Source organism: Acinetobacter sp. NPDC052428 (assembly GCF_044547685.1).
Classification (GTDB): Bacteria; Pseudomonadota; Gammaproteobacteria; order Pseudomonadales; family Moraxellaceae; genus Acinetobacter; species Acinetobacter lwoffii_G.
Genome location: NZ_JBIUAT010000003.1, coordinates 185,771 through 205,664, shown reverse-complemented (window position 1 = coordinate 205,664; position 19,894 = coordinate 185,771). Strand labels below are relative to the sequence as shown.

The window sequence follows — 19,894 nt, the reverse complement described above, 5'->3', positions numbered from 1 at the left end:
ACCTCTATCGGAATGATGAATCACATTCTTTGGCATGCCTCGATCGTGCAATGCTTGCTCCAATGCATCGAGCACCATATCTGTATTCATCCGTGTAGATACTTTCCATCCAACAATTGCTCGTGAGAACACATCAATAATAAAGGCGGTATAGACCCAGCCTGAATGAGTTTGAATATACGTAAAGTCACTCACCCACAGTTGGTCAGGATGATCAGCATTAAAATTACGTTTCACTAAATCATCTGCTCTTTTTTGATCATCTCGGCTACGGGTGGTTTGTTTATTCTTACCTCGCCAAACACCTTGTATACCTAGCTTTTTCATTAATCGAGCAACAGTACAGCGTGCAATAATATAGCCTTCACGTTTCAATTTTTGCCAGACTTTACGTACACCATATCGACCTGAACTTTCCTTCCAAATTCGTTTAATCTCCTCAGCATGATGCAAGTCATGTAAATCTCGCTTTGCTCGATGTTCCCTTGCGAAGCAATGCTTCTCATCGCAGAGATCTAGAGTCCGGTAATAGGTTGAAGCTGCGATCGGTAAAATCCTACAAATCGCATCAACACCATATAAGTCTTTATTGTTATGGATGAAATCCACCATTATTTGTGTGGGCGGTCGAGCTCCGCCTGGGCGAAAAAAGCGGCTGCTTTACGTAGAATTTCATTGGCACGCTTTAATTCTTTAATTTCACGTTCCATTTGCTTCATTTTTTCTTGATCAGATATCTGTTGTACTTTAATAGGATTTTGCTGATCTAAATGCTTTTGATGCCAGGCACGAAGTGTTTCAGGAGTACAACCAATCTTAGGCGCAATTGCTGTGATTGCAGCCCAAGTAGAAGGATAATCTTTTTCAGATTCAATTAGTAATTGAACCGCTTTTTCTCTGATTTCAGGGGTATATTTTAATTTTGTCATCGGGGTAGTCTCTCAGAATATTGACTCTCCGACAAACCCGGTACGGTTCAAGGATTATTTTGAATTAAGTCTGGGAAAATACTATATAACTCTCGAATAACTTATTGTTTAAAAGCACTTTCATTGTTTTCAAATTTAATATTATTTCTTTTCTCAATATAGTCTTGAGGATATGTAGCAATTAATTTATCAGCAATAAATCTAGCTGTAAATTTTTGGTTAGGATTAGATTTTAAAAATTCTAATGCTTTTTGTGCTTGTGATAATTTCATATTATTGAGAAAAATAAAAAACCCCACTATTTCTAGCAGGGTTTTAATTTTATTTCAAATGTCTGACTTAGTGCTGTAATACCGAAATATCAGCCACTTTCGTAAACAAGCCTCGAAGCTGCGCAAGCATACGTAAACGGTTTGCTTTCAGGTCAGCATCATCAGCCATCACCATGACGCCGTCAAAGAACGCATCCACTGGCGCACGAAGTGCAGCAAGTGCAGACAACGCAGCAGTATAGTCTTTAGCAGCAAATAACGGCTCAACTTGAGGCGCAATTTTAGCAAGTTCAGCGAACAATGCTTTTTCAGCATCTTCAACCAAGTTTGCTTCAACTACAGCACCTTCAGGAGCAGTTTCTTTTGCCAAAATGTTCGCAACACGCTTGTTTGCAGCAGCAAGCGCAGCCGCTTCAGGCAATGCGCGGAAGTGATTGACCGCATTTACACGCTTGTCAAAATCAAGTGGAGATTTTGGCGACAAGGCTTGAACTGCCTGAATCACGTCTACTGCAACGCCTTGGTCTTCGTATTTCGCACGGTAACGACCTTCAAGGAATGCCACAGCATCCGCCAAAGTCTTGTCGTGATCTTTCAATACATCGCCATAAGCAGCAAGTGCAAGTTTGATCAAATCTTCAATTGAAACATCAAGCTCGTTTTCAGTCACAAGACGCAAAATACCAATTGCAGAACGACGTAGTGCAAATGGGTCTTTAGAACCTGTAGGCGCTTGACCAATACCGAAAATACCTGTGAGCGTATCTAAACGATCCGCAAGAGCAATGGTTGTACCAGTTTTGGTTTTCGGTAAAACGTCACCTGCGAATTTAGGTAAGTATTGCTCACCTAAAGACTCAGCCACTTCCGCATTTTCACCTTCAAGACGTGCGTAGTAAGTCCCTGCAATCCCTTGAAGTTCAGGGAATTCACCCACAAGCTCAGAGGTTAAATCGCATTTTGCAAGAAGTGCCGCTTTTTCAGCATCTTCCGCTTTTGCACCTGTAATAGGCGCAAGCGCAACAGCCAATTTTGCAATACGTTCAGACTTGTTCCAAAGCGTACCAAGCTCTGCTTGGAACACCATGTTCGCAAGTTTTTCTTTACGAGACGCAAGCGGTTGCTTTTGATCTTGCAAGAAGAAGAATTCAGCATCAGACAAACGTGGGCGAACCACTTTTTCGTTACCTTCAATAATTTGTGTCGGGTCTTTCGACTCAATGTTTGACACAGTAATGAAGTACGGTTGAAGTTTATTGTCGCTATTCACCAAACAGAAGTATTTTTGGTTGTCCTGCATCGTCGTAATTAATGCTTCTTGAGGAACAGCAAGGAAGCGTTCTTCAAAGCTTGCACGTAGCGCAACAGGCCATTCAACCAATGCAGTCACTTCGTCACGAAGATCACTTGGTACAATTGCGATGGCATTCACTTCATCCGCCAATGCTTTCACTTGTTGGTCGATGATCGCTTGACGCTCTTCAAAAGAAGCCACAACATGCGCTGCTTTTAACTTCGCAAGGTATTCGTCAGCATGCGCTAAAGTGATCGCTTCAGGCGCGTGGAAACGGTGACCATACGTCACGTTACCCGCTTTATGATCTTGAATGGTTGCATCAATCACATCGTTATCTTTTAACAACACCACCCATTTTACGGGACGTACGAATTCAGTACGGCTTGCCGCAGAACGCATACGTTTTGCAATTGGAAGATTGTCCAAAGCATTTTGTAAAATTTGTGGTAGTAAAACGTCAAGGCTTTGACCTTTCACGTCTTTCAAGAAGCATACTTTTTCAACTTTACCCGCTTGGAAAGTCGAAACTTGGTCAACTGTGATGCCTTGACCACGCATAAAGCCTTCAAGGGCTTTAGTCGGGTTGCCTTCAGCATCAAATGCAGCTTGCTTCGCAGGGCCATCAAAACGTTTTTGTGTATCTGCTTGCGCAGCATCAACGTTGACGATTTTAAGTGCAAGACGACGTGGTGCTGCATAGGCTGCGATTGAATCGAAAGCAAGACCAGCATCTTTTAAGCCTTTTACGGTTTCTGCATGTAAGGCATCACGTAATTTTTTCAGGCTTTTTGGTGGAAGTTCTTCACAACCCAATTCGAACAAAACGGTATGTTTAGACATTATTTGCTCTCCTTGTTTGCTTCTTTCGCTTCTGCTTCAACTTGCGCTTTTAATTGTGCCAACACTTCATCACGTAATGCAGGTTCAGCCATTGGGAAACCAAGTTCCGCACGTGCAGCCACATAACTTTGTGCAATTGAACGTGCCAAGGTACGTACACGTAAAATATAACGTTGACGTTCAGTCACAGAAATCGCGCCACGCGCATCCAATAAGTTGAAGCTGTGTGATGCTTTCACGACTTGCTCATATGCAGGAAGTGGAAGTTTCGCTTCAATTAAGCGCGTTGCCTCAGCTTCGTAAAAATCGAACAATTCAAACATTTTTTCAACGTTGGCATATTCGAAGTTATAGGTCGATTGTTCCACTTCATTTTGATGGAATACATCACCATACGTTACCGTACCGAACTGACCTTTGGTCCAAACCAGATCGTAAACCGAATCTACACCTTGCAGATACATCGCAAGACGTTCAAGACCATAAGTGATTTCACCAGTCACTGGGTAGCATTCAACACCACCGACTTGCTGGAAGTAGGTGAACTGAGTCACTTCCATACCGTTTAACCAAACTTCCCAACCTAAGCCCCAAGCACCCAGTGTTGGAGATTCCCAGTTGTCTTCTACGAAACGAATGTCGTGTACCAGTGGGTCAATACCAATCGCTTTTAATGAATCAAGATAAAGCTGCTGGATGTTGTCCGGGTTTGGCTTAAGCACCACCTGGAATTGGTAATAATGTTGCAAACGGTTCGGGTTTTCACCATAACGGCCATCTTTCGGACGGCGTGACGGTTGAACGTAAGCGGCATTCCAGGTTTCAGGACCCAGCGCACGAAGGAAAGTCGCAGTGTGGAATGTCCCTGCACCCATTTCCATATCATAAGGTTGCAAAATGACGCAGCCTTGCTCCGCCCAGTAAGTTTGTAAGGCAAGAATTAAGCCTTGGAAGGTATCAATATGCGATATGGCGCGACTCATGGTCATCCACTTAAAATTAGAGAAAAATTGTGCTCAATTATAAGGACTTTGCAGGGGAGTGGCAAAGGGTTAATGTGGGGATACTTTTCTGAAAAAAATAAAACAGGCTTAAAGGATACGCGGTATTTAGAGTCTTACTGCATTTTTAGCTTGGCTGGTCGATACGGGCCGAGCTGAAAATCAGGAATAAACCAGATGTATGGCATGCCGTTAACCGGAGAGTCATAAAGTTCAACGGATCTCATACGATTGCTGCTCTAAAATTAGTTTAATATTCACGCAATATAATAATGCTTAAAAATAAGGAACTTCATGACCACTTACCAAATTCAGTGCCATTTAAAATACAAGGTCGTGCAACCGACAGAATTTATTTTTATGCTTCAGGCGGCACATCATTCCGATCAGAAGATTCTCGAAGAACAACTCAGCTTTAATCTGCCGGTGGTATGGCATGAATTTCAGGATGCTCAGCATCAAAATCGTCATATCCGGCTACAGGTCGAACCCTGTGAGACTTTTGAGCTGAATTATACGGCGACAGTAGTCCATCATCCGAGCCTCTCTCTGGAACTTCAGCAGGGTCTGAAAGAAGTGGCCATTCCTGAGCTGCCCGATGAAGTATTGCCTTATTTGCTGGCCAGCCGTTATTGCAATTCGGATTTATTGCTGGAAATGGCGAAACGCTCATTTGGCTGGATGACACCAGGTTATACTCGGGTCAAAGCCATTGAACAGTGGATTTATAACAATATTTTTTATGTGTCTGGCAGTTCTGACCAGTTTACCACTGCCACAGATGTACTGGTGCATCGTGCAGGCGTATGTCGTGACTTCGCCCATTTAGGCATTGCCCTGTGCCGTGCCTTGGGAATTCCGGCACGCATGGTGGTCGGTTATGTGGAAATTGAAAAGTTTTTACCCGATTTTCATGCCATTTTTGAAGCCTATTTAGACGGTGGCTGGGTGCAGTTTGATCCGACCCGTTTGGCTCCGGTCGAAAATCTTATTCGGATCGGTACTGGAGTCGATGCCGGAGATGTGGCATTTTCAACCTATTATGGTGAGGTCGAACTGTTAAAAATCCAGCCCCTGATTCAAACCTGAATGAACGAGTAGGCCATAATAAAAACGATCTAGAAAATATCTAAGCAAAATGGTTTAAAAGGATTTATTCCATTTCAGAAGTAGGCGGAGATAGCACAGCCCCTATAAAAAATCTTGCTGAGTATTTTTAAGCTAAGCGAAATATTGTTTTAAAAAGCCTGCATTCGCGAATGATGAAAAGATGTAAAACACAGATGCCTTTCATCGGGCTTGGTTCTATAATGCCCAAAATCTATAAACAATAAGATTAGGCGCACTGTGTTTCACTCCCATCTCGACTGGCTCAATACCTTAAAACCGAATTTCAAAGTTCTTCCACTCAAAGACCGTTTGCTCTGCGGAGTTGGAGCACTATTGGGTTTGGTGGTTTCATCTTTGTTGAGTTTATGGATTCTGGGGGATTTTGAAGCCTGGTATATTGCCCCGATGGGCGCATCCTCGGTATTACTGTTTGCAGTGCCAGCCAGTCCTCTGGCACAGCCCTGGAATATTCTGGTCGGAAATACCATTGCTGCGGTGATTGGCGTGAGCTGTGCCTTGTTGATTGCCAGTCCGACTGAGGCTTTTAGTGTAGCCGTGGCCTTGGCGATCGTCCTGATGATGACCACAGATTCCCTGCATCCACCGAGTGGCGCCGTAGCGATTACCGCCGTGCTGGGTGGCCAGCCAGTACATGAACTGGGTTATGCCTTTGTATTTTATCCGGTGCTGCTCAATTCAATTCTGCTCATGGTGATTGCGATTGTCTTTAACCGGATGATTGGAAAGGATTATCCGCAGCAAGCCCAACTAAATACCCGCTCCAAAGATCCTACGCCCACCCAGAAAGTCACCATTCAACCGCAGGATATTCAGGAAGTCCTGGATCAGCGTACCGAGCTGCTGGACATCAGTGAATATGACCTGCAAAAAATTATTCTGGAGGCACAAAACCGCGCCAATGCGCGTGCAGTGCATGAATTTAGCTGCCAGGATATTATGACCAAGGATGTGGCAACCCTGCATGAAAATGATGATATTCAGCACGCACTGGACAAGTTCAAACAGATGAACCTGATGAGCCTGCCCGTCGTTAATGCCGATGAACAACTGGTCGGTACACTGGCAATGTATCAGGTGGTGGAATGGTTCAAGCGCGCTGCCGATGTGCGCAGTAGCTGGGAACATCAGGTCAAACATATCATGACCCGTAAGGTGATCACAGTGCAGCCTTTACAACCCATTCAGGATCTGGTGCCATATTTTGTCGAGCGTTCCTTCAACTATATTCCGGTGGTGAGCGAGCAGAAATTGGTGGGAATTATCAGCCGGGCAGACATGATTGCCGCACTCAATCAGGAGCTGAATCATTTTAAAATGAAAGCTTAAAACCGGATTAAAACAGAAGTTAACAGGCAGGGCGTGATCAACTCTGGTCAGCTTGCCAGCTGAGAAAACTGTAAAATAGTGCCATCGGCAGGGAAAAACACAGCAGAAACAAAAAATGGGAACTAAAATTTTCACTTGGAGGATGCGAGATATAAGCCAGAATCAGGGTTCCCAGTACGCAGCTCATTAAAATCGTGATGATATTAAACAGCTGATAATGGCATAGCAGCAGGTGAGTCACTAATAGAAAAGGAAAGACCATCACCCAGTAAGTCAGGCAGACAAAAAAGCTAATAAAAAGCGCTGCAAACAGACTCTTGAAAATGGAGAAAACCCCATAACTGACTTCATGAAATAGCGCATAAGGGAATAAAATTACAGCGATGATCAAAGGTGCAAGCGCGAGGTTAAATGTCATTTTCCAGGGAGAATTCTGGATCGGTCGGGATATGAACTGAAATATCTTATCCATAAATGATTTAACGCTTCTATGATTTTTAGACTATATGAAATTTATACTTTTTTATTTTTAGAGCATACACTTTTTACGATCAGCGACAGCTTAAAAATACGTTAAGTGAATGCTAAAAATATATTTAAGCAGATTTTTTTATATCAATCGCAGGATGCAGTTGATCTTGAATCAATCTGAAAGATAAACAGAGAGGCTAAAGCTCAGTCATCATAAAAGATAGGCAAAAAAAGCCACGATAACTTGGGGAAATTACCGTGGCATCAAAATTTCATCCCATTTAACCGGGGTGAAAGAGGAAGCTCTGCGATGAAACTGGTTAAGAACGCTTGTTAAAAATGACTGTACAGCTTAATAGCGTTTATCCTGATTCACTGTACGCACAGGATTTTGATAGCCCTGAGGTTGATGAACGCTGTCATGATCAATTCTGTACTGTTTTTTCGGCATGATTAACCACAACACCAGATAAACCAAAATACCCGGGAAGGCGGCACTCATGATTGAAATCACCACAAAAATTAGACGTAATAAATTTGCGTTCCAACCAAAACGTTCAGCAATACCACCCATCACACCTGCAATCATGTTTGAGCGGTTAGAGCGATATAAACCAACATTGGCCATTAAAATCTCCTGATTAAAAATAGGTGTGAATCCTAAAACTAGATCCATACTTAAAGAAATGGAGTTTGCTTAAGCTTTTTAAAGTGCTGATTAAAAATAAAATCGTTAAGTAATGTTAATAAAGATTAAAACCAGATCTAAGAGCTACTAACATAGTGAAAATTCTATTGAACTCTTGTGTAAAGTTCAGCAGCTTTGCTGTGTGCTTTTTGCTCGCCATTTTTCCTATTTAGGTTTATTAAAAATGAAATTGGATGTATCCCGTTGTACATTAAGCAGTTTTTTTAAATGTAGCCTGGTGTTGGGGAGTATGGTGATTTTGCAGGCTTGTGATCAGCAGCAAGTCAAACCTGAACAGGAAAGTCAGGCGACCTCAGAAGAAGGTGTTAAAATTTCCGCTGCCAATACAAAGGCCGATGTAGTGACCGTCAGTGCCAAATCCTTAACTCAGGTCGCAGGGCAGGCGACTCTTCCGGCAGAAGCTGATTTAAACCCGGCAACTGTACCAGAGGATGCCAAGGCGTTTATAGGCCGCTATCATACTGAAATCGATTGTGATGGCCGCTTTGCGCCCTGTACTGAAGGTAAGGCAGAATTTATTTTGACTTTACTACCGGACGGTACGGTGCATCGCAGCATTTTGCAGTATGGGAAGGTATTTATTGATAATACCAAAAATAGCACCGCTCACAATATCACCTACCGTAAAGACCGCTGGTTTATCAATCCTGAGCGTACCGATATAGTAGTGAATCGTAAAGAAGGGGCGAGCTTTTACTATAAGATTAAAGATTCAAATCACTTAGTCATGAATCTGGAAAAAATCTATAGTGAAAAAGAAAAAACCAACCGGGAATTATTTGATCGCGGCTATCCGGCACCTTCGAAAGCCTATGAACTGGTCAAAGACACGTCCTTTCATATTCAAGAATAATACCCGATAAAAATCGGCTGATCTGGTAGAAAGCTTAATTCAAATACTGTTTAGATTAGACAATAAAGGCAAGTTGTGGGAACGTGTGAGCCTAAAATCTGGGCGCAGAAATACACGACCAAAACATCGCAATTTAATTAAAATATAATAAGGGAAATCAGGGAGACATTCTAAGGAAAGAATGGTGGGTCGTCCGCGATTCGAACGCGGGACCAACGGATTAAAAGTCCGCTGCTCTACCAGCTGAGCTAACGACCCTGAGGAATAAAAATGATGATGACCATTTTTATGACGCAAGAGTGTGGTGTACTTTTACGTGATCCTTTCGGAAGATGGTGGGTCGTCCGCGATTCGAACGCGGGACCAACGGATTAAAAGTCCGCTGCTCTACCAGCTGAGCTAACGACCCATCAAAAATATCAAATAAGTGGTGGGTCGTCCGCGATTCGAACGCGGGACCAACGGATTAAAAGTCCGCTGCTCTACCAGCTGAGCTAACGACCCTGAACCATCATTCAAACTTGGTTTGAATGTGCAGTGCAAGTCAAGCTAAATAGCTTAAAGCACCACTTTGTTTGATGGAGCGTATTGTAGCAAGATCTCATTTCAGCGCAAGCAAAAAATAACAAAGTTGCCCATGTTTGATTATAAATACAACAATTATGCTTTATCTAAACAAAAAATAGGCAACTTCAGTACTTAGAAGCGATATTGATAGGCCTGGATATTGGCAAAAATCTCTGCGGTGAGCTTGGAATATGCCGTTGCACCTGGTAATAACACCAGCAGGCATTCATCGGTTTTACTCGGATCAAATGCTTGCTCTTTCAATTTATTTTTCTGGTATTTAAAGGTGCCTGTAGTTTCAACCTGCTGTTGTATACGTAAAAATACCGGTACCGCATAAGCCGGCAAGCATTTTTTAAAGCAAGCAGCCATGGCGGCTAAATCGGTGTCATCCAATTTTACATCGGGCTTCAGGGTAATCGCGGCCATGCCGGCACGACCATTGGTATTGGGAATTTCTACACCATACACCACCGCTTCAACGATTTTGTCATACTCGGTCAGCATGTTTTCAACTTCAGTGGTGGAAACATTTTCACCTTTCCAGCGGAAAGTATCACCCAGACGATCGACAAATTGCGCATGACGGAAGCCGATATTGCGCACCAGATCTCCGGTATTGAAGTAAGCATCACCTGTTGTAAATACATCCTGCATGATCACTGACTTGTTTTTTTCCGGGTCGGTATAGCCATCAAAGGGTGAACGACGGGTGATTTTACCAATTAATAAACCGGTTTCGCCTTTTTTCACCCGTTTGCAATGCCCTTTAGCATCTCGTACCGGCTCATTTTTATCTTTATCAAAGGTAATAATCGCATAGGGTGTGGGTGAGAAACCGACAGTATTGTCAAAATTGAAAATATTGCTAAAGCCGACATTGCCTTCACTGGAGGCATACAGTTCCAGTACTTCCTGAATGCCAAAACGGGATTTAAATTTATCCCAGATATTTGGGCGCATCCCGTTACCAATCATTTTGGTTACACGATGGCCTTTTTCTAGTTCAGATGGGGGAGCATCCATCAGATAGCGGCACAGCTCACCGACATAACCAATCGCAGAGGCATCAAATTTTTGCACATCCTTCCAGAAAGAAGAGGTCGAAAATTTACGGCGAATAGCCAGGGTGCTGCTTCCTGCAATAACACCGCACCAGCACACCACCATGCCTGTGGCGTGATAAAGTGGCAGGGTGCAGTACATCACATCATCTTTATTGAGATTCAACACATGCCCATAGGTGCCATAAGCCAGTGTCCAGCGGCCATTGGTAAAAATCACCGCTTTAGGTAGACCTGTGGTGCCCGAGGTGTAAATATAGAACAGTCCGTCTTTGCCTTGCACCGAATGGGTGGTCGATGGATTGAACTTAGGGGAGAGATCGGTTTTTTCAGCCAGGTTGATAAAGCCTTCAGGTGCCTGACCCGGATCGGCTTGAGTATTTTGATCTGCAAACCAGTGCAAGCGGTCACTGCTAATATTCAGGTCATTACGAATTTCGTTAACTGCATGACGACACTCTTCACCTACAATCAGGGCAATCGGTTTGACCAGATTGATACTATGGGTCAGTACCTTGCCGACTTGAGAGGTATTGACCAGAGCCGTGGTCACCCCCAGTTTGGCCAGACCAATTACACTGGCAATCAGTTCAGGACGATTCTCGACCATGACAGCAACGACATCACCTTTCTTGGCTCCCAAGGATAGATAGAAATGGGCAATCTGGTTGGCCCAGGCATTGAGAGCGGCATAGCTATAGCTTTGCTCTTCAAAACGTAAGGCAATACCTTCCGGGTTACGCTTGGTCGCTTTTTCAAAAGCCAGACCCAGGCCGGCCGGTGTGTTCGGAGTACGTAAATATGCCTGTCTTAGACCAGTGAGCAAATTGGGTACTTTGGTCAAAAAAGCCGGGATTTTGGCAGCGACATCTGCAATCCCAATCAGATCGTGTGGTTTCATTTGGGTCATGAGAATCCTATTTATTTTTCGTATCCGATACGTTCAATTTATATACAGTAGACGAGCTAGCCATCTTTTAGCGTTAAAACACTAGTGCAATCAACCTATTCTGACTAAATCTAGAAAAAAAAACCTAGTCACCGAAATGACTAGGTTTTTTTAGATGACTGCAATTGAGCAAATTATGATTCAGTTGCAGTATTGGCTTTTTTCGGTGGACGACCACGTGGACGACGTGGACGAGCAGCCTGTTTCTCTGCTTTTTCAGCTTCGCTGGCTTCAGTGTCTTCTGTTGTTACTTCGGCCTGATCCTGGGCTTCTGTAACAGGAGCTTCTGATTCAGCATTTGCTTCAACTGGCGCAGCATCTTCAGGTTGAGCTTCAGTGACTGGAGCCTCTTCTGCAGGAGCTGTATCTAATGGTGCCGTCGTTTCAGTTGCTTGTTCAGCTGGCTGAGCATTTGCGGTTTCTTCAATAGCTACTTCAGTGGCTACTGGAGTTTCAGTTGCTGCTGCTTCAACTGACTCTGCTTGCGCTTCTGCTGCTACAGGTGCTTCTGGCGTAGTTTCAACTGCCGGAGCTGTTTCTACTTTAGCCTGTTGCTTGGCTTGTTGCAGGGCCTGTTCTGCAGCCTGTTTAGCCAGACGGCGACGCTCACGTGGATCATTTGCGACACGTTTGTCCGACACCGGTTTTGGTGGAGTCAGGTCCAGAACTGGAGCAGGCTCTGCTTCAACCTTGGCTACGGTCACTTGAACATCACGGGTGACCGGTTTTTTCTCTGTGGCAGGCGTTGCTGCAGCCACCAGACTCGCGTTGTACTCTTTTGTGAACTTCTCTAGAGCACGGTTGAAGGTTGGCAATAAACCAAACTGTTCAATCAGTACGGAGCAGTCTTCACCATAAACATGGCGAATCAGGCTACCAATGGTGAACTGACCCAACGTTGGTACTTGTGAAGGAGTCAACTTCTGAACTGTAGCCTGTTGAGGCTGTCCTTCACGCTGCTGACGACGACGCTGACGCGGATCGTTGCTGGCACGTGGTTTTTCAGCGCTTGATTCTTCAGCTGGCACAACCTCTTCAACAGGAGCTGTCAGTGCAGCTTCCACTACATTTTCAGCAGCGGCTTCTTCAACTGGCGCATCTGCCGGTGCAGTAACTTCAACCGCTGGCGTTACAACTGCAGCATTGTCATTCAATGCCACGATTTCGCTTTTCGCCTGGTCAATATTCACCACCATAGCAGTCGGCATCACGTCTTGACGTGGCGCATCGACCAATTCAACACGAAGCTGCTTGTCATTGACTGCTGGAACTTCAACGACTGCAGGTGCTGCTTGTTGAGCCTGCTCATTCAGCACGCTTGGATCGCGGTGGCGATTTGGACGTTCCTGACGTGGCTGGTTGCGGCGGTCACGACGTGGCATTACCTGTTGAGGCTGTTGTTCATTGTTTTGAACATCATTTTGCTGAGATGGCTCATTGTGATGCTGACGGCGAGAATTACGCTTGTTTTCACGTGCTTCATGACGTTGCTCTTGACGAGATACCTGAACCACTTCTTCATGCACCTGATGTTGCTGAGGAGCGGAAGCTTCAGACTGAACCTGCTCACGCGGTTCTTTGTGCTTCGGATTGCGTGGTTTTTTGTTGTTATGACGTGGTGCTCTTTCATCACGCTCTGCCGGTTTTTCAGCATCACGTTCCTGTTTTTGCGCTACAGTCGATGGTGCCAGGTAAGCATTGCTGCTTGCCGGAGCAGCAGGTTGAGACACTTGCTGTGGAGCAGGTTGTGCCACCGGTGCAGACAATTGACCGAACTGACCACGGCTCACCGCACCGCCATTGATCATTTGTTCAATTGCTGCAGCTGCATTGTTGGCAGTACGCGATTGATCAACAGTCGCTGCCTGTTTTTGAACAAACAGGTTTTCTAACCAGGCACATGGGCTAGATGCAGGAGCCGCAACTTGTGCTTGGGCAGGAGCTTGTTGCGCAACAGGTGCTTGCTGTGCATTTTGGTTTTGCTGGTTACGGCGTTTATTGTTTCTGCCGTTGTTTTGCTGTTGAGCAGGCGCTGGGGCAGCAGCATGCGTATGTTCTTCTTCTAAATGCCATTCAGATGACTCATAGCCCAACTCTTTTTCACTTGAACGAGTTGCTTCAGTACGTTCATAGCTGGTTGGTGCAAAGCCTTCGGCATTATAAGTGATTTCATAATGCGGTGTTTCCAGATGCGGGTGAGGCAACACAGTCACACGTACATTTGAAGTCTGTTCTAAATACACCAAGGTGTGACGTTTTTCATTCAATAAGAAGGCAGCAATTTCGACTGGAACTTCGACTTGAACTTCACCATGACGTTCGCGCAGGGCAATCTCTTCCACTTTACGCATAATTGAAAGGGATAAAGAACGCAGGTCACGGACCATGCCGGTACCATGACAGCGTGGACAAACGTAGCCAGTCGCTTCTTCAAGAGAAGGACGCAGACGTTGACGGCTCATTTCCATCAAACCAAAACGTGACAATTGACCGAACTGAATACGGGCACGGTCACTTTGCGTTGCTTCACGTAGCTTCGCTTCCACCATACGCTGGTTGCGGTCTTTGGTCATGTCGATGAAGTCGATCACCACCAGGCCACCGATATCGCGTAAACGTAATTGACGCGCGATTTCTTCTGCCGCTTCAATGTTGGTGTTCAACGCGGTGTCTTCAACGTCGCTACCGCGAGTCGATTTTGCTGAGTTAATGTCAATTGACACTAAAGCTTCAGTTTGGTCGATCACGATCGAACCGCCAGAAGGCAATTTTACTTCACGTTCATAAGCGGTTTGAATTTGACTTTCAATCGCGAAATGCGCGAATAAAGGTTCATTTAAGGTATAAGTTTTCAGTTTTTCTAACTGACGTGGCATTACCGCTTTTACGAAGTTATAGGCTTCGTTATAGGCTTGTTCTGAGTCAATCAGGATTTCAGCAACATCATCACGCAGGTAGTCACGAATGGCACGTGTTACCACACCCGCTTCCTGATGTACCAGCATTGGCGATGGGCCTGAACTTGCCGTGCTCTGGATTTGTGCCCAAAGGTCTAACAAGTGCTGTAAGTCGAGTTGCAATTCTTCTTGTGAACGGCCAATCCCGGCAGTACGCACAATCACGCTCATACCACGTGGCACGTTCAGTGTTGCCAGCATTTCTTTCAGTTCTTCACGCACTGAACCGGAAATCTGACGGCTGATACCACCACCTTTCGGGTTGTTTGGCATTAATACCAAATAACGGCCAGCAAGTGAGATAAAAGTAGACAGGGCAGCGCCTTTGTTGCCACGCTCTTCTTTTTCCACCTGAACCAGAAGTTCGGTGCCTTCAGTGATCAGTTCACGGATATTTGAAGTTTGGCGAGGGTCGGCTTTGTAATATGAATTTGCGATTTCACGCATTGACAGGAAGCCTTGGCGACCTGCACCGTATTCAACGAATACAGCTTCTAAAGAAGGTTCAACGCGAGTCACGTGACCTTTGTAGATATTGGATTTTTTTTGTTCACGGGTACGATTTTCTAAATCAAAATCGTAAAGACGCTGACCAGTGACAAGTGCAACGCGAATTTCTTCGGCATGTGTTGCATTAATCAACATACGTTTCATGGGTGTAACACCTTATAGTGATACACAGCAAAAAATCGCTATACACGTAGCGAACATCACACATCACGGATCAATGGCTCAAATCTGCAATGAATTTCATTGTGGTTTGAGTCTTTTATGACCGAGCTCTATTTAATATAGATGGGCTTCGGTTTTTGATTCACGTATTGATGATGGCAATACGGCTTCAATCTTTAAACGGATTAAAGTCACCTGAACGCTTCACTGGCGGACGAGCGGTGCATTGGATGTGTGTAACTTTCACTGTCACATTGCTCGAAGATCATCCCTTCTTTATAGAAAGTGTCTTGATACGGAATTGTCGTCGTATCTTTACAAACTGTGCAGATCCAATGCATCAACGCTGTAGCCTGAAGTCGTCTTCAGGTTGCGACTAATCTGATGTGTATCAGTTTACGTTTAAAAACCAACAAAGTTGGCGACATATTTTTTAAGACAAACTGATTTATGTACCTGAGGTACAATTAAACGCAACAGTTTGCTTTGTTTGCCGATATAATAAGCCTTCGGCGTGGCATAATTCTTTGGGGACCTTCCCGTATCATGTGAGTCTTTAATTGAACAATCAAGTTCAGAAAAATCTGAAATGATTCAACTTTTACTCACAAACGATGGTTTCCGTGCGCTGACTATATCAAACCTTGCATCATCTGCCTATGGGCTAAGCTTATGTTTCTTGTGTAAAGCATAACCTAAGTGATCAGTTTTTAATCAATTTTAGTATTTTTTGGGTCATAGTAACTGTATGAATTCTACGCAACAATGGCAAAACGTCACTTGGTTTGAAGTGGATGAACATCAAGATGGACAACGCATCGATAATTTCCTGTTTAGTCGTCTGAAAGGTGTGCCAAAAAGCCGTATCTATCGTCTGATTCGTGAAGGCCAGGTTCGCGTTAATAAAAAACGCATTAAAGCAGAAACCAAACTCGCAATCGGTGACCAGATTCGCGTTGCGCCGATTCGCTATGAACAAAAAGATGAATCTGCTGCACCTGTTTCTGACAAAGTGGCACAAGGCTTATTGGCCCGTGTGATTTATGAAGATGAAGGTTTGATGGTCGTGAATAAACCTTCCGGGATTGCTGTGCATGGTGGTAGCGGTGTGGCCTATGGCCTGATTGAGGGCTTGCGTGCCGCAACCGGTAAAAAGTATCTGGAACTGATTCACCGGATTGACCGTGATACTTCCGGTCTGGTGATGATTTCCAAAAAGCGTAGCGTGTTGAAAACATTACAAGATATGTTGCGTGAACATAAAATCAAAAAAACCTATGCCGCTGTAGTAAAAGGGCAGGTCAGTCTGGATAAACAGCTGATTGATGCACCTTTACATCGTTACGAGCTGGCCAATGGTGAACGTCGTGTCTGCGTGTCCCCGAAAGAAGGTAAAGAGTCTAAAACCCAGTGGAATGTGCAAGAGCGTTTTATGCATGCCACATTGGTGTATGCCTCTCCGCTTTCTGGTCGTACCCATCAGATTCGTGTTCATGGTTTGAGCATTGGTCATCCGCTAGTAGGCGATGAAAAGTATGGTCATGAAACAGAATATCGTGGGCCAAAACCACGCCGTTTGTGTTTACATGCAATGCGTCTGGACATTCCGGGCTATCCAGCGATTGAAGCGCCATTGCCGGAAGATATGCAGAGTCTGGTGGCGCAGTTAAGAGCGCAGAAAGCGGATAAACCGGCTGCCCAATAAGGACTTATTTTTTCTTTTAATAAATTTAATCCACCCTCACCCTCCTTTGAAAAAGGAGGGAATTCCCCTATTTCTTAAAGAGGGCTAGGGGAGATTAAATTTCGAAAGAATCCTCTCCCTAAGCAGCACTGCTGAGCAAGTCTCCTTCTTGCACGTCGTTTAAAGCAGTGCTTTAAACTCGTTCAGGAGAGGGAACGTTACTTATTAAATAGTAATGTTGAATTAAAACTTCATTGATAATTCGACTTTATTGGTTCTTTTATTAAAGTCATTTGCTTAAGAATGAAAAATTCCTTCTCCTTGTAGGAGAGGGCTTCAAGACTGAATCAAATCTAGGAAATCTTTTATGAACTCACCTGTAAAATTGGTCATTTTCGATTGGGATGGCACTTTATTTGATTCAGTCGGTCAAATCGTGGCGAGTTTGCAGTTTGCCGCACAGCAGTTTCAGCAGCCGTTAACGGATGCAGATGCGAAAAGTATTATTGGACTGGGTTTACCTGAAGTTGCACAGCGTTTATTCCCGACAGTACCAGAATTACATACGGATATTTTGCAGGCTTATTCCGATCATTATGTTGCCAACTCATCAGGAGACTCCTGGTTTGAAGGCGTAGCGCACATGCTCGCAGATTTACAGCAGCAAGGCGTGAAGCTGGCAGTAGCCACAGGGAAAAGCCGTAAAGGTCTGGATCGTGTATTAAAACAGACGAACAGTGAAGAGCTGTTTGTGAGTACGCGCGCAGCCAGCGAAACCCATTCTAAACCTCATCCACTCATGTTAGAAGAAATTCTGGCGGAAACCGGTGTGCAGGCTGAACATGCGATTATGGTCGGTGATACGTCTTATGATCTGGAAATGGCGCAAAATATTGCCATGCCAAGCGTTGGGGTAAGTTATGGCGTGCATGCGCCTGAACTTTTGGCTCAATTTAATCCAGTCTGTATCGTGGATGATGTGGCTGCTTTACATACTGCATTGTTGGCTAAAGTCCAATGGAAACAAGCAGTTTAATCCATTATCTTGGTTGCAGTGAAAAACAAGTATTTCCCCGGTTTGAATTGGCTGGGGAGTGCTGCAGATTTAATCGCTGGTTCTTATCTTTTAGTCTAAAGTCGTAATTGTACTGATTTTATTCGGTCATATTATGGCAGTTATTTTGCTAAATAACGATGTGTTTTAAATAATAAGATTTTGTTTTATTTAGTTTTTCATAAATTATTCTTATAGATAATAGCTATAGCAAAAAATAAAATAACTATTGGCACAAACGCCGTATTTTTCCCATCCTAAAACTGTTTATTCCTATGCTCGCTCTGAGAAAGGCAGTCCATACGGATGATCAGCCTGATCATGTCCATATTTTCTGTCCCTCTTAGATCCCGGCATAAGCCTAATTTTTGCAGTTTAAGGAAACATTGATGTCGAATTCTGCTGTTGTTGAATCAGTTGCACAAGCACTTCGTAGCGCTGAATTATCACAAACTGCGATTGCACCGATTCGCCCGGAACTTGGCGGTGAAAGTGCTGACGTAGATATCGCCTATGCCGTTCAGGAAGTGAATACCGAGCGTGCTTTGTCTGAAGGTCGCCGTCTGGTGGGTCGTAAAATCGGTTTGACGTCTAAAGTCGTTCAAGCGCAACTGGGTGTAGATCAGCCGGATTTCGGTATGTTATTTGCCGATATGGCTTATGGCGATGGTGAAGCAATTCCAGCCGGCCTTCTGATTCAGCCGAAAGTTGAAGCAGAAATCGCATTGGTGATTAACCAGGATTTAACCAAAGAAAAACACACGTATGCAGACATTATCAGCGCAACTGATTATGCACTGCCTGCAATTGAAGTGGTCGATAGCCGTATCGAAAACTGGAAAATTAGCCTGATTGATACTGTGGCGGATAACGCATCTTCTGCTGCATTTGTCTTGGGTTCTCAGCCGGTTAAGTTAGAAAAACTTGATCTTGTGAACTGCAAGATGGTGATGACGCGCGGTGAGGAAGTCGTTTCTCAAGGCGTGGGTAAAGCATGTCTTGCAAACCCATTGAATGCTGCTGTTTGGCTTGCAGATGAAATGGTGCGTCGTGGCCGTCCGCTTTTAAAAGGCGACATCATCTTGACGGGTGCTTTAGGTCCAATGGTTGTGGCGCAACCAGGTGATGAATTCAAGGTTGAAATTGAAGGCTTCGGTTCAGTAACCGCTGCATTCGCTGCTGAATAATCAAGATTCCAAGAGAGTACATTCATGAAAAAGATTAAATGTGCAATGATCGGTCCAGGGAATATTGGTACTGATTTGCTTTATAAATTACAACGTAGCGAATGGTTAGAGCCTGTTTGGATGGTGGGGATTGACCCGACTTCTGAAGGTTTGGCGCGTGCTGCGAAAATGGGTTTAAAAACCACAGCTGAAGGTGTCGATGGTCTGCTTCCTCATGTGATTGCTGATGACATCAAAATTGCATTCGATGCAACTTCTGCCTATGTCCATGCTGAAAACAGCCGCAAGCTGAATGAACTTGGCGTGTTGATGATCGACTTAACGCCTGCTGCGATTGGTCCATTTTGTGTACCACCAGTCAACCTTGAAGCATTGCTACAAGCGGGCGAAGTACCAAACGTGAACATGGTGACATGTGGCGGTCAGGCAACGATTCCGATGGTGGCTGCGGTTTCTCGCGTTCAACCTGTTGAATACGGCGAAATCATTGCAACTGTATCGACTAAGTCGGTTGGTCCGGGAACGCGTAAAAACATTGATGAATTCACACGTACCACTGCGGGTGCAATCGAGAAAGTCGGCGGCGCGAAACAAGGTAAAGCGATCATTATCATTAATCCGGCTGAGCCACCTTTAATGATGCGTGACACAGTACATTGCTTGGTTGAAGGTGAGCCGGATCAGGCAGCGATTACTGAATCTGTACATGCCATGATCAAGGAAGTTCAAAAATACGTACCAGGTTACAAGCTGGTAAATGGTCCGGTATTTGATGGCAACCGCGTATCAATTTACTTGGAAGTTGAAGGTCTGGGTGACTTCCTGCCGAAATACGCAGGCAACCTGGATATTATGACTGCAGCAGCTGCACGTACTGCAGAAATGTTCGCAGAACACGTGTTCAACACCGCTGAAGCTTAAAGGAATACCA

Annotated in this window: 14 protein-coding genes, 3 tRNA genes, 1 pseudogene and 1 other annotated feature; of the genes and pseudogenes, 7 read left to right on the top strand and 11 right to left on the bottom strand. The window is 44.4% G+C overall.

The features are described 5' to 3' along the window. From ACIG3F_RS04080 to glyQ, 4 genes and pseudogenes are all read right to left on the bottom strand, one after another. Window positions 1-929, bottom strand: a pseudogene (locus tag ACIG3F_RS04080) (IS3 family transposase); the annotation flags it as partial. Then, window positions 538-654: a sequence feature (AL1L pseudoknot), on the bottom strand. (Overlaps the previous pseudogene by 117 nt.) A gap of 101 nt (window positions 930-1,030) precedes the next feature. Then, a complete protein-coding gene (locus ACIG3F_RS04075; RefSeq protein WP_017398057.1) occupies window positions 1,031-1,201 on the bottom strand; it encodes a hypothetical protein in 171 nt (56 codons plus the stop codon). Window positions 1,202-1,268: 67 nt separating this feature from the next. Next, entirely contained in the window at window positions 1,269-3,338 is a 2,070-nt protein-coding gene (gene glyS / locus ACIG3F_RS04070; protein ID WP_005267524.1) for a glycine--tRNA ligase subunit beta, read from the bottom strand. Then, complete coding sequence (gene glyQ / locus ACIG3F_RS04065) at window positions 3,338-4,321, bottom strand: glycine--tRNA ligase subunit alpha (protein ID WP_005102966.1); 984 nt, start codon at window positions 4,319-4,321, stop codon at window positions 3,338-3,340. The genes glyS and glyQ overlap by 1 nt, the downstream gene beginning before the upstream one ends. Before the next feature lie 312 nt (window positions 4,322-4,633). On the opposite strand from glyQ, the gene ACIG3F_RS04060 reads away from it, so the two are divergent. Both ACIG3F_RS04060 and ACIG3F_RS04055 read left to right on the top strand, forming a co-directional pair. After that, entirely contained in the window at window positions 4,634-5,428 is a 795-nt protein-coding gene (locus ACIG3F_RS04060) for a transglutaminase family protein (RefSeq protein WP_005102968.1), read from the top strand. A 258-nt stretch (window positions 5,429-5,686) separates the two neighbouring features. Then, the gene (locus ACIG3F_RS04055; protein WP_005102970.1) at window positions 5,687-6,796 is read left to right on the top strand and encodes an HPP family protein; all 1,110 of its coding nucleotides are present in this window, start codon (window positions 5,687-5,689) and stop codon (window positions 6,794-6,796) included. Between the two features lie 37 nt (window positions 6,797-6,833). On the opposite strand, the gene ACIG3F_RS04050 is transcribed toward ACIG3F_RS04055, so the two are convergent. Both ACIG3F_RS04050 and ACIG3F_RS04045 read right to left on the bottom strand, forming a co-directional pair. Beyond that, complete coding sequence (locus tag ACIG3F_RS04050) at window positions 6,834-7,214, bottom strand: hypothetical protein (RefSeq protein WP_004278537.1); 381 nt, start codon at window positions 7,212-7,214, stop codon at window positions 6,834-6,836. A gap of 405 nt (window positions 7,215-7,619) precedes the next feature. Continuing rightward, complete coding sequence (locus ACIG3F_RS04045) at window positions 7,620-7,895, bottom strand: PspC domain-containing protein (protein ID WP_004278536.1); 276 nt, start codon at window positions 7,893-7,895, stop codon at window positions 7,620-7,622. Window positions 7,896-8,139: 244 nt separating this feature from the next. Here ACIG3F_RS04045 and ACIG3F_RS04040 point away from each other — a divergent pair, with 244 nt between their 5' ends. Next, window positions 8,140-8,829 (top strand): hypothetical protein, encoded by a 690-nt coding sequence (locus tag ACIG3F_RS04040; protein WP_396469420.1) that lies wholly within the window; start codon window positions 8,140-8,142, stop codon window positions 8,827-8,829. 182 nt (window positions 8,830-9,011) lie between these two features. Here ACIG3F_RS04040 and ACIG3F_RS04035 read toward each other — a convergent pair. From ACIG3F_RS04035 to ACIG3F_RS04015, 5 genes are all read right to left on the bottom strand, one after another. Beyond that, window positions 9,012-9,087 (bottom strand) — tRNA-Lys (locus ACIG3F_RS04035). Between the two features lie 75 nt (window positions 9,088-9,162). Further along, window positions 9,163-9,238 (bottom strand) — tRNA-Lys (locus ACIG3F_RS04030). Window positions 9,239-9,257: 19 nt separating this feature from the next. After that, window positions 9,258-9,333, bottom strand: a tRNA-Lys gene (locus tag ACIG3F_RS04025). 195 nt (window positions 9,334-9,528) lie between these two features. Then, window positions 9,529-11,370 (bottom strand): long-chain-acyl-CoA synthetase, encoded by a 1,842-nt coding sequence (locus ACIG3F_RS04020; RefSeq protein WP_396469419.1) that lies wholly within the window; start codon window positions 11,368-11,370, stop codon window positions 9,529-9,531. Between the two features lie 173 nt (window positions 11,371-11,543). Next, on the bottom strand, window positions 11,544-15,020 hold the full coding sequence (locus tag ACIG3F_RS04015) for an Rne/Rng family ribonuclease (protein ID WP_071850453.1): 3,477 nt from the start codon (window positions 15,018-15,020) through the stop codon (window positions 11,544-11,546). 766 nt (window positions 15,021-15,786) lie between these two features. Here ACIG3F_RS04015 and ACIG3F_RS04010 point away from each other — a divergent pair. The 4 genes from ACIG3F_RS04010 (at window position 15,787) to ACIG3F_RS03995 (ending at window position 19,884) form a co-directional block, all read left to right on the top strand. Further along, the gene (locus ACIG3F_RS04010; protein ID WP_004278531.1) at window positions 15,787-16,743 is read left to right on the top strand and encodes an RluA family pseudouridine synthase; all 957 of its coding nucleotides are present in this window, start codon (window positions 15,787-15,789) and stop codon (window positions 16,741-16,743) included. A 346-nt stretch (window positions 16,744-17,089) separates the two neighbouring features. Further along, window positions 17,090-17,758 (top strand): HAD-IA family hydrolase, encoded by a 669-nt coding sequence (locus ACIG3F_RS04005; protein WP_396469418.1) that lies wholly within the window; start codon window positions 17,090-17,092, stop codon window positions 17,756-17,758. 407 nt (window positions 17,759-18,165) lie between these two features. Next, entirely contained in the window at window positions 18,166-18,963 is a 798-nt protein-coding gene (locus tag ACIG3F_RS04000; RefSeq protein WP_004647361.1) for a 2-keto-4-pentenoate hydratase, read from the top strand. 24 nt (window positions 18,964-18,987) lie between these two features. Further along, window positions 18,988-19,884, top strand: a complete 897-nt coding sequence (locus ACIG3F_RS03995) for an acetaldehyde dehydrogenase (acetylating) (RefSeq protein ID WP_004647362.1) — start codon at window positions 18,988-18,990, stop codon at window positions 19,882-19,884. Window positions 19,885-19,894 lie beyond the last annotated feature (10 nt).

Excerpts from the sequence above, each read along its gene's own strand:
- ACIG3F_RS04075 (WP_017398057.1), bottom strand. The coding sequence starts at position 1,201 with ATGAAATTATCACAAGCACAAAAAGCATTAGAATTTTTAAAATCTAAT.
- glyS (WP_005267524.1), bottom strand. The coding sequence starts at position 3,338 with ATGTCTAAACATACCGTTTTGTTCGAATTGGGTTGTGAAGAACTTCCA.
- glyQ (WP_005102966.1), bottom strand. The coding sequence starts at position 4,321 with ATGAGTCGCGCCATATCGCATATTGATACCTTCCAAGGCTTAATTCTT.
- ACIG3F_RS04060 (WP_005102968.1), top strand. The coding sequence starts at position 4,634 with ATGACCACTTACCAAATTCAGTGCCATTTAAAATACAAGGTCGTGCAA.
- ACIG3F_RS04050 (WP_004278537.1), bottom strand. The coding sequence starts at position 7,214 with ATGACATTTAACCTCGCGCTTGCACCTTTGATCATCGCTGTAATTTTA.
- ACIG3F_RS04045 (WP_004278536.1), bottom strand. The coding sequence starts at position 7,895 with ATGGCCAATGTTGGTTTATATCGCTCTAACCGCTCAAACATGATTGCA.
- ACIG3F_RS04040 (WP_396469420.1), top strand. The coding sequence starts at position 8,140 with ATGAAATTGGATGTATCCCGTTGTACATTAAGCAGTTTTTTTAAATGT.
- ACIG3F_RS04020 (WP_396469419.1), bottom strand. The coding sequence starts at position 11,370 with ATGACCCAAATGAAACCACACGATCTGATTGGGATTGCAGATGTCGCT.
- ACIG3F_RS04015 (WP_071850453.1), bottom strand. The coding sequence starts at position 15,020 with ATGAAACGTATGTTGATTAATGCAACACATGCCGAAGAAATTCGCGTT.
- ACIG3F_RS04010 (WP_004278531.1), top strand. The coding sequence starts at position 15,787 with ATGAATTCTACGCAACAATGGCAAAACGTCACTTGGTTTGAAGTGGAT.
- ACIG3F_RS04005 (WP_396469418.1), top strand. The coding sequence starts at position 17,090 with ATGAACTCACCTGTAAAATTGGTCATTTTCGATTGGGATGGCACTTTA.
- ACIG3F_RS04000 (WP_004647361.1), top strand. The coding sequence starts at position 18,166 with ATGTCGAATTCTGCTGTTGTTGAATCAGTTGCACAAGCACTTCGTAGC.
- ACIG3F_RS03995 (WP_004647362.1), top strand. The coding sequence starts at position 18,988 with ATGAAAAAGATTAAATGTGCAATGATCGGTCCAGGGAATATTGGTACT.